The 16,570-nt window shown below is 64.3% G+C and carries 14 protein-coding genes; 9 read left to right on the forward strand and 5 right to left on the reverse strand.

The features are described from left to right. Positions 1–17 precede the first annotated feature (17 nt). The 5 genes from AC07Y9_RS02550 (at position 18) to AC07Y9_RS02570 (ending at position 4,620) form a co-directional block, all read left to right on the forward strand. On the forward strand, positions 18–947 hold the full coding sequence (locus AC07Y9_RS02550; RefSeq protein WP_007930423.1) for a metal ABC transporter substrate-binding protein: 930 nt from the start codon (positions 18–20) through the stop codon (positions 945–947). Continuing rightward, positions 944–1,699, forward strand: coding sequence for a metal ABC transporter ATP-binding protein (locus AC07Y9_RS02555; protein WP_102679582.1), 756 nt, complete (start codon positions 944–946; stop codon positions 1,697–1,699). Before AC07Y9_RS02550 ends, AC07Y9_RS02555 begins: the two co-directional genes overlap by 4 nt. Next, complete coding sequence (locus AC07Y9_RS02560) at positions 1,699–2,598, forward strand: metal ABC transporter permease (RefSeq protein ID WP_102679583.1); 900 nt, start codon at positions 1,699–1,701, stop codon at positions 2,596–2,598. The genes AC07Y9_RS02555 and AC07Y9_RS02560 overlap by 1 nt, the downstream gene beginning before the upstream one ends. Next, a complete protein-coding gene (locus AC07Y9_RS02565) occupies positions 2,599–3,585 on the forward strand; it encodes a metal ABC transporter solute-binding protein, Zn/Mn family (RefSeq protein WP_102679584.1) in 987 nt (328 codons plus the stop codon). A gap of 207 nt (positions 3,586–3,792) precedes the next feature. Further along, positions 3,793–4,620: a class I SAM-dependent methyltransferase gene (locus AC07Y9_RS02570; RefSeq protein WP_102679585.1), complete on the forward strand. Its 828-nt coding sequence runs from the start codon at positions 3,793–3,795 to the stop codon at positions 4,618–4,620. 290 nt (positions 4,621–4,910) lie between these two features. Here the strand turns inward: AC07Y9_RS02570 and AC07Y9_RS02575 are convergent, their stop codons facing one another. The 4 genes from AC07Y9_RS02575 to AC07Y9_RS02590 form a co-directional block, all read right to left on the reverse strand. Beyond that, on the reverse strand, positions 4,911–5,135 hold the full coding sequence (locus AC07Y9_RS02575; protein ID WP_007923760.1) for an MbtH family protein: 225 nt from the start codon (positions 5,133–5,135) through the stop codon (positions 4,911–4,913). Positions 5,136–5,216: 81 nt separating this feature from the next. Further along, positions 5,217–6,629 carry an aspartate aminotransferase family protein gene (locus AC07Y9_RS02580; protein WP_102679586.1) on the reverse strand — a complete coding sequence of 471 codons (1,413 nt, stop codon included), beginning with the start codon at positions 6,627–6,629 and terminating at the stop codon, positions 5,217–5,219. 271 nt (positions 6,630–6,900) lie between these two features. Beyond that, entirely contained in the window at positions 6,901–8,223 is a 1,323-nt protein-coding gene (locus tag AC07Y9_RS02585) for an ATP-binding protein (RefSeq protein WP_007922870.1), read from the reverse strand. 3 nt (positions 8,224–8,226) lie between these two features. Continuing rightward, a complete protein-coding gene (locus tag AC07Y9_RS02590; protein ID WP_007922871.1) occupies positions 8,227–8,904 on the reverse strand; it encodes a response regulator in 678 nt (225 codons plus the stop codon). Positions 8,905–9,056: 152 nt separating this feature from the next. On the opposite strand from AC07Y9_RS02590, the gene dsbD reads away from it, so the two are divergent. From dsbD to AC07Y9_RS02610, 4 genes are all read left to right on the forward strand, one after another. After that, complete coding sequence (gene dsbD / locus AC07Y9_RS02595; protein WP_102679587.1) at positions 9,057–10,790, forward strand: protein-disulfide reductase DsbD; 1,734 nt, start codon at positions 9,057–9,059, stop codon at positions 10,788–10,790. Further along, positions 10,790–11,662: a TlpA disulfide reductase family protein gene (locus tag AC07Y9_RS02600; RefSeq protein WP_102679588.1), complete on the forward strand. Its 873-nt coding sequence runs from the start codon at positions 10,790–10,792 to the stop codon at positions 11,660–11,662. Before dsbD ends, AC07Y9_RS02600 begins: the two co-directional genes overlap by 1 nt. Beyond that, entirely contained in the window at positions 11,638–12,405 is a 768-nt protein-coding gene (gene dsbG / locus AC07Y9_RS02605) for a thiol:disulfide interchange protein DsbG (RefSeq protein WP_102679589.1), read from the forward strand. Before AC07Y9_RS02600 ends, dsbG begins: the two co-directional genes overlap by 25 nt. Positions 12,406–12,499: 94 nt before the next feature. Next, positions 12,500–15,862 carry a DEAD/DEAH box helicase gene (locus AC07Y9_RS02610; protein ID WP_102679590.1) on the forward strand — a complete coding sequence of 1,121 codons (3,363 nt, stop codon included), beginning with the start codon at positions 12,500–12,502 and terminating at the stop codon, positions 15,860–15,862. A gap of 124 nt (positions 15,863–15,986) precedes the next feature. Here the strand turns inward: AC07Y9_RS02610 and AC07Y9_RS02615 are convergent, their stop codons facing one another. Further along, positions 15,987–16,331 carry a DUF6124 family protein gene (locus tag AC07Y9_RS02615; RefSeq protein ID WP_102679591.1) on the reverse strand — a complete coding sequence of 115 codons (345 nt, stop codon included), beginning with the start codon at positions 16,329–16,331 and terminating at the stop codon, positions 15,987–15,989. Positions 16,332–16,570 lie beyond the last annotated feature (239 nt).

Genomic DNA, 16,570 nt, shown 5'->3' on the forward strand with positions numbered 1-16,570 from the left:
GAGAAGACCGCTAGCCCATGCCTATTTCATCTCAACGCCGCCCGCTCCTGCGGGTGCTGCTGGTCAGCCTGTTCGCCCTGTTGCTCAGCCCTCTCGCCACGGCCGACCAGGCCAAGCGCCTGCGTATCGGCATCACCCTGCACCCCTACTACAGCTACGTGGCCAACATCGTCGGCGACAAGGCCGAGGTCGTGCCGCTGATTCCCGCCGGCTTCAACCCCCACGCCTATGAACCGCGCGCCGAAGACATCAAGCGCATCGGCACCCTGGACGTGATCGTGCTCAATGGCGTCGGCCACGACGACTTCGCCGACCGCATGATCGAGGCCAGCGAACGCCCGGACATTCCGGTGATCGAGGCCAATCAGAACGTGCCGCTGCTGGCCGCCACCGGCATCGCCGCGCGCGGCGCCGGCAAAGTGGTCAACCCGCACACCTTCCTGTCCATCAGCGCCTCCATCGCCCAGGTCAACAACATCGCCCGCGAGCTGGGCAAGATGGACCCGGCCAACGCCAAGACCTACACCCAGAACGCCCGCGCCTACGGCAAACGCCTGCGGCAGATGCGCGCCGACGCCCTGGCCAAGCTGACCAAGGCGCCCAACGCCGACCTGCGGGTGGCCACGGTGCATGCCGCCTACGATTACCTGCTGCGCGAGTTCGGCCTGGAAGTCACCGCCGTGGTCGAGCCGGCCCATGGCATCGAGCCCAGCCCGAGCCAGTTGAAAAAGACCATCGACCAGCTGCGTGAACTGGACGTCAAGGTGATCTTCTCCGAGATGGACTTCCCCTCCACCTACGTCGACACCATCCAGCGCGAGTCCGGGGTCAAACTGTACCCGCTGTCGCACATTTCCTACGGCGACTACAGCGCCGAGAAGTACGAAAAGGAAATGGCCGGCAACCTCGACACCGTGGTCCGGGCGATCCAGGAGGCCGGCGCATGACCGCCCTGCACAGCCTGGCCCGCGGCCCGTCCATCGAATTCGACCAGGTCAGCCTGACCCTGGGTCGCACCACCATCCTCGACAACGTCAACTTCAAGGTGCAGCCCGGCACCGTGCATGCGCTGGTCGGCCCCAACGGCGGCGGCAAGAGCTCGCTGATCAAGACCCTGCTCGGGCAGATGCCCCACCAGGGCCAGTTGCGCCTGCAATGGCCGGGCGAGCCGGGGGTGATCGGCTATGTGCCGCAGGCCCTGGAATTCGACCGCGGCCTGCCAATGACCGTCGACGACTTCATGGCCGCCATGTGCCAGCGCCGCCCGGCTTTCCTCGGCCTCAGCCGGCATTACGCCACGGCCATAGGCGAAGCCCTGGAACGGGTCGGCATGCAGGACAAACGCAAGCGGCGCATGGGCGCCCTGTCCGGCGGTGAACGCCAGCGGGTGCTGCTGGCCCAGGGGCTGATCCCGGCGCCGCAACTGCTGGTGCTGGACGAACCGATGTCGGCCCTCGACGAAGCCGGCATCCAGGTCTTCGAGCGCCTGCTCGGCGACTGGCGCCAGGCCGGGATCACCCTGCTGTGGATCGAGCACGACCTGGAAGCGGTCGGCCGCCTGGCGGACCGGGTCACCGGCCTGCATCGCCGGGTGCTGTTCGACGCCCACCCGCAGCAGGCGCTGACCCCGGAACGCCTGCTGACGCTGTTTTCCACTCACCCGCGCAGCGCGGATATCGTCAGCGGGAGTGTTGCCTGATGAGTTACGAAGCCTTTCGTCTGATGATCCAGGGCTGGGCCTCCTCCGGTTACCTGCCAGAAGCCCTGGCCTATGGGTTTGTGGTCAACGCCCTGCTCGCCGGCTTGCTGATCGGCCCGGTGCTGGGCGGCCTGGGCACTTTGGTTGTGGTCAAGCGCTTCGCGTTCTTCTCCGAAGCGGTGGGCCACGCGGCGCTGACCGGCGTGGCCATCGGCATCCTGCTCGGCGAACCCTACACCGGCCCTTACGGCAGCCTGTTCGGCTACTGCCTGCTGTTCGGCATCCTGCTCAACTACCTGCGCAACCGCACCGGCCTGGCGCCGGACACCCTGATCGGGGTGTTCCTGTCGGTGTCCCTGGCCCTGGGCGCCAGCCTGCTGCTGATCCTCGCCGGCAAGATCAACGTGCACATCCTGGAAAACGTGCTGTTCGGTTCGGTGCTCACGGTCAACGGCAACGACCTGCTGGTGCTGCTGATCGTCGGCGCCCTGGTGATGGGCCTGAGCCTGCCGCTGTACAACCGCATCATGCTGGCCAGCTTCAACCCGCAACTGGCGGCGGTGCGCGGTGTCGCGGTGAAAACCCTGGACTACCTGTTCGTGATCCTGGTGACCCTGATCACCGTGGCCGCGGTGAAAGTCATAGGCGCGATCCTGGTGGGCGCCCTGCTGGTGATCCCGGCGGCGGCCGCGCGCCTGTTGAGCCAGTCGCTCAAGGGCTTTTTCTGGATCTCGGTGCTGATCGCCACGGTCAGCACCCTGTGCGGCATCCTGCTGCCGATCCTCTTCGACCTGCCCATCCCCTCCGGCGCCGCGATCATCCTGGTGGCCGGTGTCGCCTTCGCCCTGGCCGCCGTTGCCCGCGGCATTGTCCCCAGCCTCAAAGGGAATATCGGATAAATGCACAGTTCATTACGTCACCTGACACGCCCCCTGACTTTGGCCCTGGCCCTCGGCGGGCTGAGCAGCGCGCCGGCCCTGGCCCAGCCGGACCGTTTCGAACCGATGCGCGTCACCGCCAACCAGAGCCTGGGCACCACGGCGCTGCACAGCGCCAGCTCACCCAAGCCGCTCACCGTGCTGGCCTCGCTACCGATCACCTTCGGCCTCGCCCAGTGGCTGCTGCAAGGCACCGATGTGCGACTCGAACGCGCCGCCCCCGACAACCTGCCGGGCTCACGCCAGACTGCCTACTTCACCGGCCGCGGCGCCCCGGCGCTGCATAAGCTGGCCCTCGACGCCGACGCGGTGATCGGCCTGCGCTCGATCTGGCCGGACGACCCGCTGTACCCCAATGCGCGGCGCAGCAACATCCGCATCGTCGAAGTCGATGCCGCGCGCCCGGTGGACGGCGCCCTGCCCGGGGTCGCCCTGCAGCCCGGCAAGAGCGACGGCCTGAACAGCCAGCCGTGGCTGTCGAGCAATAACCTGGGACGCATGGCCGATGTCCTGGCCGCCGACCTGGTGCGCCTGGCCCCCGCCGCCAAGCCGAAGATCGACGCCAACCTGGCCAGCCTCAAGCAACGCCTGCTCAAGCTCAGCGCCGATAGCGAGGGGCAACTGGCCAATGCCGACAACCTCAGTGTGCTCAGCCTCAGCGATCACTTCGGTTATCTGGTCAGCGGGCTCAACCTGGAGCTGCTGGAGATCGACGCCCGCGCCGACAACGAGTGGACGCCCGAAGCCCTGCAGCAACTGCAAACCCGGCTCAAGGACAACGACGTGGCCATCGTCCTGCATCACCGCCAGCCGTCCGACGCGATCAAGGCCGCCATCAGCGCCGCCGGCAGCCAGTTGCTGGTGCTGCAAACCGACAGCGCCGACCCGCTGGCGGAGTTGGAGAACAGCATCGGCCAGATCACCAGTGCCCTCGCCCCGAAAACCTGACCCGCCACTCCCTCTGTAGGAGCGAGCTTGCTCGCGATGAACGTCAACGATGACGCGTATTGCCTGAGTGGACGCGTTGTTCTTGCATTTATCGCGAGCAAGCTCGCTCCTACAGGGGAAATGGCGCGGCTTACAAATTCCCCCAAGAATCGCCCGCCTCGGCGGTGCTAGCCTGCTGCTCCCACCGAACGGACAGGAAGCCCCGCCATGAGTGACTACCTCAAGCTCAACCAGGCCAACTGGGACGAGCGCGCACCGCTGCACGCGGCCTCGCCGGACTACCAGGCGCAGATGTTTGTCGACGACCCGCGGCACCTGTCCGAGGTGGTGCGTTTCGACCTGCCGCTGCTGGGGGATATCAGCGGCCTGCGCGGCGTGCATCTGCAATGCCATATCGGCACCGACACCCTGTCGCTGGCCCGCCTCGGCGCGCGGATGACCGGGCTGGACTTCTCCCCCGCGTCCCTGGCCGAAGCCCGCAGCCTGGCGGCGCGCACCGGGAGCGCCATCGAGTTCGTCGAGTCCGACGTCTACAAGGCCTGCGAGGTGCTGCCCAAAGGCGCGTTCGATCTGGTCTACACCGGTATCGGCGCTCTGTGCTGGCTGCCCAGCGTCGATACCTGGGCGCGTAATGTCAGCGAATTGCTCAAGCCCGGCGGCCGGCTGTTTATCCGCGAAGGCCACCCGATGCTCTGGGCCCTGGACGAAAGCCGCGAGGATGCGCTGGTGGTCGACCTGCCCTACTTCGAGCGCAGCGAACCGCTGGTGTGGGACGACGACAGCACCTACGTCAGTACCGACCGACCGCTCAAGGCCACGGTGACCCATGCGTGGAACCACGGCCTGGGGGAAATCGTCAGTGCGCTGCTCAAGCACGGCCTGGACATCAGCGGCCTGGTGGAACACCAGAGCATCCCCTGGGAAGCCCTGCCCGGGCAGATGCGCTGTGACGAACAAGGCGAATGGCACCTGCACCACGCCCCTTGGCGCTTGCCATTGAGCTACACCTTGCAGGCCGTCAAACGCCTGGGCTGACGCCCACAAAAAAGCCCCGCTTCTCTCACGAGGGCGGGGCTTTTTGCTAACGGCACCTGATCAAATTACCTGTAGGAGCGAGCTGGCTCGCGATAGCGTTATCCGCCTCGACATCGGCGTTGGCTGGTGGGTCGTTATCGCGAGCAAGCTCGCTCCTACCCAGGTACGTAGCCGCTGCCGCAGGCTGCGATCGACCGGAACGGTCGTCAGCGATCTTAAGAGCGCCGAAGCCCTGGCGGGCTTATCGCAGCCTGCGGCAGCGGCTACGGGTCAACGTCAGTACGGGGTAATCAGTTGGCCGCCGCCTGGGCGTCCATCTTCTGCCGCAGGCTCAGCGGACGCATGTCGGTCCACACCTCTTCGATGTAGGCCAGGCACTCTTTCTTGAAGCCGCTCTTGCCCACGGTGCGCCAGCCCTGTGGCACAGCCTTGTAGTCCGGCCAGATCGAATACTGCTCCTCATGGTTGACCACTACCTGGAAGAGGATGTCCTCGCGGTCGAATACTGAAGTCATTACGTGTCTCCATCGCTATAAGGCTCGCTGCGCTGAACGCGCAGCGGTTGTGAATAAGGAACGTTCAAGGCCCGTGGAAAATTAGAGGCTGGCGACCGCCGCCGCCAACGCCCGGCTGAAAATATCCGCCACCTGATCGATTTGCGCCGCGGTGATCACCAGCGGCGGCAGGAAACGCACCACGCTGCCATGGCGCCCGCCCATTTCCAGGATCAACCCGCGCTTGAGGCATTCACGCTGCACCAGCGGCGCCAGGCGGCTGAACTGCGGCGGATGGCCGAGGGCGTCTTTCTCGCCGGCCGGGTCCACCAGCTCGATCCCCAGCATCAGGCCGCGCCCGCGAATGTCGCCCATCTGCGGATAGTCGCGCTGCAGGATCCGCAGGTGTTCGCTCAAACGCTCGCCCATGGCGGCGGCATGCTCGGCCACCTGGTGTTCCTTGAGGTAGCGCATCACCGCGGAACCGGTGGCCATGGCCATCTGATTACCACGGAAGGTGCCGGCATGGGCGCCCGGCAGCCAGGTGTCGAGCCAGTCGCGGTAGACCACCACCGCCATCGGCAGGCTGCCGCCGATGGCCTTGGACAGCACCACCACATCCGGAATGATCCCGGCGTGCTCGAAGGCGAACATCTTGCCGGTACGACCGAACCCGCTCTGGATCTCGTCGACGATCAAGGCCACCCCGGCCTTTTCAGTGATCCGGCGCACGCCGCGCAGCCAGTCGAGGTCGGCGGGAATCACCCCACCCTCGCCCTGCACCGCTTCGACAATGATCGCCGCCGGCAGCTGCACGCCGGCTTCCGGATCGCTCAGCAGGTTTTCCAGGTAGCTCAGGTTGGCCTTGACCCCGGCTTCGCCACCCAGGCCGAACGGGCAGCGGTAGTCGTAAGGGAACGGCAGGATCTGCACGCCGTTGGTCAGCAGCGCACCCAGCGGCCGCTTCGGCCCCAGGCTGCCCATCAGGCTCAAGGCACCCTGGGTCATGCCGTGGTAGGCGCCCTGGAACGACAGCACGGTGCTGCGGCCGGTGGCGGTACGGGTCAGCTTCAATGCCGCTTCCACGGCGTCGGTGCCGGTGGGGCCGCAGAACTGGATTTTCGCCTCGGCGGCCAGGGCCGGCGGCAACAGGCCGAACAGGTCCTGGACGAACTGGTCCTTGACCGGGGTGGTCAGGTCCAGGGTCAGCAGCGGCAGCTCATCGGCCAGCACCTGCTGGATGGCCTCGATCACCACCGGGTGGTTGTGGCCCAGGGCCAGGGTCCCGGCACCGGCCAGGCAGTCGATGAAACGCCGGCCTTCGACGTCCTCGACATGAATCCCGCTCGCCCGCTTGAGCGCCAGCGGGATCCGCCGCGGATAGCTGCGGGCATTGGATTCCTGCTGGTTCTGCCGGGCCAGCAACGGCGATTCGGTGAACTGGTAAAGCGTCTCGGCAGGCGCGGGACTGGTCCGCGCGGGCTGATCGTCGACAAGGCTGGTAGCAACTGACATCTCTCGAATCCTCACGCTGATGAGTTGAGCGAAACCGCACACCACACAGGTACGCAGCCGGTTCAGCGCGCACTCGCAGGTTTTCCTGTTCTGGAAACGCATCAGCGACGAGAGGATTTACACCCAGGCGGCGGTTTATTGCGTGGGGAGATAACGGGAAGCGGACGAATCGTCAGGGGACAGGGGGGATTCGAGTTTTTTCGCGAGCAAGCTCGCTCCTACAAGGGTTGTACTGCCCACTGTAGGAGCGAGGCTTGCTCGCGATAGGCCCTCATGCCGCTTGCAGCGGCATGGTCAGCTCGACCCGCAAGCCATCGGGCCGGCTGTCGAAATGCAGCACGCAACCGCAGCGCTGGACAATCGCCTGGACGATGGCCAGGCCCAGGCCGCAACCGGTGCTCTGGCCGTTGCGCCAGAAGCGCTGGGTCAGGTGCTGCAAGTCATCCTCGGGAATGCCGTCACCGTGGTCGCGCACCTGGAAACGCACGCGGTTGCCGATGGTTTCCAGGTTCAGCTCCACCGGCGCATCGCTCGGGGTATGCCGCAGGGCGTTGTCCAGCAGGTTGCGCAGCGCGGCGATGGCCAGCACCGAGGGCATTTCCAGCGGCGCCGCCGACACCCGCTCGTCGATGTGCAGCCGGACCCGCTGCCGGGCGCCGCTGGCGGCGTCCTGGATCGCGGTTTTCGCCACCTGTTCGGCACTGCACTGCACGCCGTCCTCGAACGACAGGCTGCCTTCGACCCGCGCCAGCAACAGCAGCTGCTCCAGGGTCCGGTGCAGACGGTCGGCGCCTTCTTCGGCGCGCGCCAGGGATTGATCGCGGGCCGCGCCGTCGGTCATCCGCGCCACTTGCAGGTGGGTCTTGATCGCCGTCAGCGGGCTGCGCAATTCGTGGGCGGCGTCACCGGTCAGGCGGCGCTCGCGCTCGAGGGTCTTGCCGATGCGCTGGAACAGCTGGTTCTGGGTTTCCAGCAACGGCCGCAACTCGCTGGGCAGCGGCTGGATCTGCAACGGCTCCAGGGAGTCGGCGCTGCGGCGCATCAGGGCATCGCGCATGCGGTTCAGCGGCGCCAGGCCCTGGCCGATCCCCAGCCACAACAACCACAGGCAACCGAGCAAGGCCACGCCGACCGGCACCGAGGCGGCCAGCAGCACCGACATGTTCAGCGCTTCACGCTCGACCTGGCGATCAGCGGTGGTGATGCGCAGGTCGCCCCGGGCCAGGGTGAAACTGCGCCAGCGCACACCGTCGATCATCTGGTCGTGAAAGCCCATGCGCTCGGCTTCGAGCTTTTCGTCGGGATGGTTATGGCTGCGGGCGAGGATCTCGCCGCGCAGGGAGCTGACCTGGCAGGCCATGCCCCCGGGAATGTTCAGCTGTTCGGCGCTGAAATGGGTGCCCTCGCCCTTGCTTGGCAAGGCCGGCAATTGTTCCAGCAGGCCGGCGACCATGCGCGCCGACGCCACCAGGCGCTGGTCGAGGGAAAACATCATCTGGTTGCGCAGGTCGCTGAACATCCAGGCCGCGGCCAGCGCCCAGATCAGCACGAAGGCCGCGCCGATGGTCAGGCTCAGGCGCAAACGCAGGCTCATCACTTACGACTCCTCCCCGCCATCCGCCGGCCCCAGGCGATAGCCCAGGCCGCGCACGGTCTCGACGATGCCGTTGCCGAGTTTGCGCCGCAGGTGGTGGATGTGCACGTTGAGGGCGTTGCTTTCCAGTTCGTCGTTGAAACCGTAGACGCTGTCCTTGAGCTGCTCGCTGGACAGCACCCGGCCACGGTTGTGCAGCAGCGCCTGGAGCAGCGCCTGCTCGCGCCGCGACAGGTCCACCGGCTGGCCGCCGAGCTGGGTTTCGCGGGTGCTCGGGTCGTAGGTCAGGCGGCCGTGCTCGATCAGGTTGACGCTGCGCCCCGCCACCCGGCGCAACAGGGTATGCAGGCGCGCCGCCAGTTCCCGTAGGTCGAAGGGCTTGAGCAGGTAATCGTCGGCGCCGGCCTGCAGGCCGTCGACCCGGTCGGTGACCGAGTCCCGCGCGGTGAGAATCAGCACGGGGATTTCCAGGCCGTTGTGGCGCAGTTGCTTGAGCAGTTTCAGGCCGTCTTCGTCGGGCAGGCCGAGGTCGAGCACCATCACGTCGAATTCCGCCACGCCGAGCATGGCCCGCGCCGCCGAGGCGGTGGCCACGTGCTCGACCGTCAGGCCCTGGGCCGTGAGGCCGGCCACGATCCCGCTGGCAATCAGCTCATCATCTTCACAGACAAGTACGTGCATGGTGGAACCTGTAGAAAAGTGGGCATTAAAACCAGCGCCGATTAAGCCGACATTATGCCTGCACCGCTAGTGCCACAAGGCGTGCAGGGTTAATCATCGGTTAATCGCCATCGGCCATTGTGCGGTCACTTGCACCGGTTTAAGGCTTTTCCATGCGTCGTCTGTTCATCCTGTTGTTCATGCTGCTGTCGGGCCTGGCCCAGGCGGGTAACAACCCGTTCGAGGTCAAACCCGACTTTCTCCCGGTCGGCAAAGCCTTCGTCTTCACCTCCGAACGCCTGGCGTCGGGGGAAACCCAGCTGTTCTGGCAGATCGCCGACGGCTATTACCTGTATCAGCAACGGCTGAAATTCGACGGCCTGGCGGAGGCGCACACCCCGGCGCTGCCCGAGGGCGAGTCCCACAGCGACGAATTCTTCGGCGCGCAGCAGGTGTATCGCCAGGGCCTGGAACTGAAAATCCCCGCCGGCGCCACCGGCAAGGTCAAGGTCGGCTGGCAAGGCTGTGCCGACGCTGGCCTGTGCTACCCGCCGCAATCTCTGGAAGTCGACCTGGGCGGCAGCCCGGCCATCGCCGGCAATCCCCCCGAGGCCAGCGACCAGGCCCTGGCCAGCGGCCTGCAACAGCGGGCCCTGGGCTGGAGCCTGCTGGTGTTCTTCGGCCTCGGCCTGCTGCTGGCCTTCGCCCCCTGCTCGCTGCCGATGCTGCCGATCCTCGCCGGCCTGGTGGTGGGCAGCGGCGCCAGCCCACGGCGCGGCTTCGCCCTGGCGGGCAGCTATGTGGTGTGCATGGCGTTGGTCTACGCCGCGATGGGCGTGCTGGCCGCGCTGCTCGGCGCCAACCTGCAAGCCCTGCTGCAACAGCCCTGGCTGCTGGGCAGCTTTGCCGCGGTGTTCGTGATCCTCGCGCTGCCGATGTTCGGTTTCTTCGAGATGCAATTGCCGGCGGCCCTGCGCGATCGCCTGGAAAACGCCAGCCGCTCACGCAACGGCGGCAGCCTGGTCGGCGCCGGGGTGCTCGGCGCCCTGTCCGGCCTGCTGGTCGGCCCGTGCATGACCGCGCCGCTGGCCGGCGCCCTGCTATACATCGCCCAGAGCGGCAACGCCCTGCACGGCGGGTTGATCCTGTTCGTCATGGGCCTGGGCATCGGCCTGCCGCTGTTGCTGCTGGTGACCGTGGGCAACCGCTTCCTGCCCAAGCCGGGCCCGTGGATGAACCTGCTCAAGGGTGTGTTCGGCTTCCTCTTTCTCGGCACCGCCATCGTGCTGCTGCGCCCGGTGCTCGACGAATCGCTGTGGATCGGCCTGTGGGGCGCGCTGGCGCTGGTCCTGGCCTACACCGCCTGGCAGCAGATGCGTGCGGCCGGGCGCGCCGGTCATTTGTTCGGCGCAGGTTCAGTGGTGTTCGGCCTGTGGGGCAGCCTGTTGCTGGTGGGCGCCGCCGGTGGCAGCGACGACCTGTGGCGACCGCTGAAGGTCTACAGCGGCGGCAATGGCGTGGCGACCGTCAGCGCCCACAACGCCTTCAGCACCGTCAACGACCCGGCCGCCCTGCAAGGCGCCCTCGACACGGCCAGGGCCCAGGACCAGTGGGTGCTGCTGGACTACTACGCTGACTGGTGCGTGTCCTGCAAGATCATGGAAAAACAGGTGTTCGGCCAACCCCAGGTCCTCGAGGCCCTGAAAGACGTGCGCCTGCTGCGCCTGGATGTGACGGCCGACAACGCCGCCAGCCGCGAACTGCTCAACCGGTATAAAGTGCCGGGGCCGCCGAGCCTGCTGTGGATCGGCCCGGACGGCGAAGAACGCCGCAGCCAGCGGATTACCGGTGAGGTAGACGCGGCTGCCTTCCTGCAACGCTGGACCGCTACCCGAGAAGCCCGTTGATGCTGACCTTTACCATCGGCACCTTTGCCATCGCGCTCAACCACCTGCTGCTGATCAGTGCCCTGGCGCTGGCCACCCTTGTCGGCTGGCGAGTCGCCAAGCGCGGTGGCGAGAACCCGGAATCGGTGCTGTTCGGCCTGTTCCTGCTGGGCATGCTGGCGGCGCGCATCGGCTTCGTGGTCGCCTACTGGAAGCATTATCGCCACGACCTGTGGCAAATCATCGACCTGCGCGACGGCGGTTTCCTCGCCTGGCCGGGGGCTATCGTCCTGCTGCTGGCCGCCCTCGCCTGGGGCTGGCGCCGCCCAGCCCTGCGCCAGCCGCTGGGCGCCGGGGTCGGCAGCGGCCTGGCGTTCTGGCTGCTCGCCACCCTGTCCCTGAGCCTCTTCGAACAAGGCACGCGGCTGCCGGAAATCGCCCTGCGCAACCCCGACGGCGCCACCGTGCAACTGACCAGCTACCAGGGCAAACCGCTGGTGATCAATCTCTGGGCCACCTGGTGCCCGCCCTGCCGTCGGGAAATGCCGGTGCTGGAAAGAGCCCAGCAGCAGCGCCCGGACCTGACCTTCCTGTTCGTCAACCAGGCCGAAAGCATGCAGAGCGTCAGCACCTTCCTGGCCACCCAGGAGCTGAACCTGAACAACGTGCTGTTCGACGGCAGCGGCCGCCTTGGCAAGGCCGTGGGCTCCATGGCGCTACCGACTACGCTGTTCTACAGCGCCGACGGGCGCCTGCTCGGCAGCCACCTGGGCGAGCTGTCCGAAGCCAGCCTGGCCCGCGCCCTGGAACATTTCGACTCACCGCATTCGACCACGGCCACGCAGGCCGCCCCTTCAAGGAAATTGCCATGCCTTTCATCCGCCACCTGCTGAGCCTGTCCCTGGGCGCGGCGCTGCTCCAGGCACCGTTGCTGCACGCCGAAGAACTGCCCCAGGCGATCAAGAACATCGAAGCCAAAGGCGCCAAGATCGTCGGCCGCTTTGACGCCCCGGACGGCCTCAAGGGTTATGCCGCGCAGTACCAGAACCGCGGCATGGCCCTGTACCTGACGCCGGACGGCAAGCATGTGCTGCTGGGCAATCTGTACGACGCCGACGGCAAGGACCTGAGCGCCGAGCCGCTGCAGAAACTGGTGTACGCGCCAATGGCCAAGGCCGTCTGGGCCAAGATGGAAAAGAGCAACTGGATCGCCGATGGCAAGGCCGACGCGCCGCGCGTGATCTACCTGTTCAGCGACCCCAACTGCCCCTACTGCAACATGTTCTGGGAACAGGCGCGGCCCTGGGTGAACGCCGGCAAGGTCCAGCTGCGGCACATCATGGTCGGCATCATCCGCGAAGACAGCCCGGGCAAATCCGCCGCCCTGCTGGCCGCCAAAGACCCGCAGAAAGCCCTGCAGGAGCACGAGAAAGCCGGCAAGGGCAGCAGCCTCAAGCCCCTGGCCAAGATCCCCGCCGAAGTCCAGGCCAAGCTCGACGCCAACATGGCGCTGATGGACGAACTGGAGCTGTCCGCCACCCCGGCGATCTTCTACATGGACGACAAGGGCGAGCTGCAACAGCAACAAGGCGCGCCCGCGCCGGACAAGCTGGGCAAGATTTTCGGGCCCAAATAAATGAGATGCGCCACGACCTGACCACTAATGGCCTTTAGCCTTACCGACAGCGTTACACTACTGCCTTTATTCACGCAGACAGGGATGTGACGTTTTGACAGCTCAAGGACAAGCTAGGCTTTTAGACATTCTCGACTACTGGCACAAGGTGGAATTCTTTCTACCTTATGCCCTCGGGAAATATGTTGAGGACTTCAAGGAATGGGAGACCCGATGGCTCTCCCAGGAAATTCTCCAGCAGAGCAAGGACAGCCACTGGCGCAACTTTTCCATACCTGAAGACCTTCAAGTCAAAGGCTTCAATCTCTATATCGGGGTCTTTGACGCCTCCGTCATTGCGACTCTTTGCGAACCGTATCTGGCCGCTTTATCGGTAGACGAGAACACCTTCTACGAAGAGCAGGAACGGGTGGAGCTTGAAGGGTTTACCTGCTTCGCCAAGATCAAGCTCAATGCTCAAGCCGTCCCGCAACTGGATGCCGTGTCACTGTCGACGGCTCCCTGGGCCCTGGGGCAAACAGTGAGCAAAGGGCTTGGTGCGCTTGGCCATCAAGCCTTCGAGGACGCCAAGGAGCAGTTGATCAAACTGCTGCACAACTTCCACGGACAGCGTCAGCAAAACGATGACCCAGCCTTGATGGCTGAGGAAGTCATGCATCTGCATCAACTGCTGTGCAACTGGGCCAGTTTCACGCCTGAGCAAAACAGCGGTAGCTCGGTCGCATTGCTTCAAGTGCTGACCCAGCCCAAGGTCGAGAAACCACTCACGCAACCCTCTGCGGCACAGGCAACGGAAGTCGAGGACGAAGAAGAGCCCGATACCGAGATCGACATCCTCAACAGCTTTTTCATAAAAGACATCGAGCGTGCGATCGCCAGCCTGCAACGCGCAGAACAACCGCTGCCTTTGCTTCAATACCTGGGCGAAGCCGACCCGGGCAAAAGAATCGACCTGTATACCGACAATGGCCGCAAGGCCATTTACCAGGCCCTGCAACCGCAATGCATAAACCCCGGGCATTGGCCGGATGAGCCGGGCCATGCCATGAGCCTGATGCAACAGTTCGCGATCAATACCGCGCTCGGCACCTTGGAAAACAGCGGAGTGTTCTCCGTTAACGGACCACCCGGGACAGGCAAAACGACGTTGTTGCGCGATATGTTCGCCGAGAACATCGTGCGTCGGGCGCGGGTATTGGCGGGATACAGCGAGGCGGAAGATGCTTTCGTCGGCGGGAAAAAACCGCAGGTCACCTTCAAGGGCATGCCGAATACCTACACCATCCGCGCGCTCAAACCTGAGTTGACCGGCTATGAAATGGTGGTGGCCTCCTCCAACAATGCCGCCGTGGAAAACATTTCCCGAGACCTGCCCAAACGCAAATCCCTGGGAAAATGCTGGAACGACGTGCAGTACCTGCAACCGGTCGCCCATAAGATTGCCGCACAAAAAAGCGATGGCAGCATCAGCGACCTGTCCGACGAGGACAAACCCTGGGGCTTGATCTGCGCCGCGCTCGGTAATAGCAACAACCGAAAGGTCCTGCAGGAGCGCATGTTCTTCGCCCCGGTAGACTCCACCGAGCCCAATCGGCCACTGACGATTCGGCAATGGGTGGATGAATACAAGGGTCCCACCTTCAAGGATGCCAGCGCAGCCTTCAAAAAAGCCGATGAGGAGGTCAGCAAAGCACTGGAGGAACGAGCCCGTTACGCCAGCCTGCTGGAAGAAATGGCGGCTACCGATGAACAGGCCTTCCTGCACCTTCAGCAACAGTCATTCGATCAGGCCGAACAGACCAGGGCGTCCGCCCAGCAAGCCCTCGACCAACAGCAACAGCAACTTCAGGCATCAGCGCAACATCTGAGCAGCCTTCAGGAACTGGAGCGCCTGATAGATCGCAGCCGTCCGGTCTGGTGGAAGCGCTTGTTCAATACTCAAGCAGCTAAAACCCACCGTGACGAACAACTGGAAAATGCCCGGCTTCAGCGTCTGGCGCATGAAGAGATCAACCGCGCGAAAAGCCTTCTGAACAAAAGCCTCAGACCAGAACTTGAAAGCGCGCAAACCGCATTGCTGTTCTGTAAAAGCGAACTCGATACCCGTCTGGCGCAATGGCAAGACAAGTGCCGATGCCTGGACGATTTCGCCAGCCGCCTGGGCCGTCCGAATTTGCCAAGCCAGCTCAGTGAGCTGGAGAACAGCGAGTTCCAGATCAATGGGCTTTGGCATGATGAAGCACTCAATCGCTTGCGCTCGACCTTGTTCGCCGCGGCGTTGACCCTGCATGAAGCCTGGCTGGCCGAGGTGGCGCCCTCAGGCTCGAACGGCAAGGGCTTCAGCGCCAACCTCGCCGCCATCAGCCTGTTGCTGAGCAACAAGACACCCGAGGATGAGCGACTGACCCAGGTGCTCTGGCAAAGCCTGTTCATGGTGATCCCGGTGGTCTCGAGCACCTTTGCCTCCTTTGCCAACCAGTTCCGTGGGTTGGGTGCTGGCTCTTTGGGCTGGCTGTACATCGACGAGGCGGGACAGGCCGTGCCCCAGGCCGCCGTCGGTGCCTTGTGGCGGGCACAAAGAGCCATGGTGGTGGGCGACCCCCTGCAAATCGAGCCGGTCTTCACCCTGCCGCAACGCCTGGTCAAGACCCTGGGCCAGCTATCGGTACACACGGCGAACGATGCCTTCGCCCCCAATCGTGTGTCGGTGCAAAGCCTGGCGGACCACAACAATCTGTATGGCAGCGTGTTCAAGAACGACACCGATCAAGAGCTGTGGATCGGCAGCCCGTTGCGGGTCCACAGACGCTGCATCGAACCCATGTTCAGCCTGTCGAATCAGATCGCCTACGGTAACAAGATGGTCTTTGGCCTGCCCAATGCCCACGCCGAACAGGACGCCCCTGTGTACAGCTCCAGTTGCTGGGTCGATATCCCTGGCAATGTCAAACACAAACAGGTTGTCCCCCAGCAGATCGAGTTCATGGTCGATCTTCTCGGACAACTCTACTCACGCGATAGAGAGCTGCCGCAGCTGTACGTGATCTCGCCGTTCAAGGCCGTGCGCCTGGCCCTGCAAAAAGCCATACGCATGGCGGCCTGGGCCCGGCCCAACCATCGCCCGAAGTTACCTGCGGGCGAGTTGAAGCAGTGGTTGAAAGCCTCCATCGGCACCGTGCATACCTTCCAGGGCAAGGAGCAAGACACCGTGTTCATGCTGCTGGGGGCAGACACCGAGCATGCGGGAGCGGCGCAGTGGGCTGCCTCCAAGCCTAACCTGCTGAACGTTGCCCTCACCCGGGCCAAACGTCGGGTCTATCTGGTGGGGGATTTTGAACTGTGGGGGTCGCTGCGCTACTTCGATGCGGTGAGTCGCGGCAAATTCCCGCTGCAAAGAATGGGGCCTGCTGCCTTTCTGGCAAAACTGAATGCTTTGGAAGAACAGACCCCAAGTTGAACACCGTCAGCGCCTGACGCTGACCTGAGCGCTCGCCCCCACGGGTACCTGATTGTGAAACGACCATCAGGCCCCTGTGGGGGCGAACCCGCTCACGATGCGCGCTTCAAAAAACAGTATCGGTTCAACGGGCACCGCGCCCATCCAGCAACGCATCCACCACCGCCCTGGCCATTTCCACGGAATGGACCATCGACCAGATCAGCCCACGCTCCAGGCCACTGCCGCGTTCGGTGATTTCATCGCTGACTTCTTCAGCGCATTTGAGCAAGAGCGAGACATGCACCAGGGCTTCTTCGGCGCTGATGCCTTCGCGTACACAGAAAAGAGAATCCGGACCTACCGGCCCTGCCACAGTGGCAGGAAGAGCATCGAATGATTCGGCAGGCGAATTGGCCAGAGATTGGCGCAAGGTCTGATTGGCAGTCTTCAGTTCAGGGTAGCGATATGCAGGAATTGGCTTTTTCATGGATGCGGTCCTCAACACAGTGGATATGAACACCCAGCAATTACTTCTGGGTCTTCGTACGTTCCTGATATGTTTTTCGGACTTGCACATCCGGCCATCGATTTCGCGATGACCTGTGCAGGCTAATGCGCCAGGACACCCACACTCAAGCGGCAAACTGCTTCTCGGAAAAGCCTTACAAAAGAAAGTGAATCGCCCCACCGTAGCCGCTGCCGCAGGCTGCGATCGACTGCGCAGCA

This window comes from Pseudomonas sp. GW456-L12 (assembly GCF_059424045.1).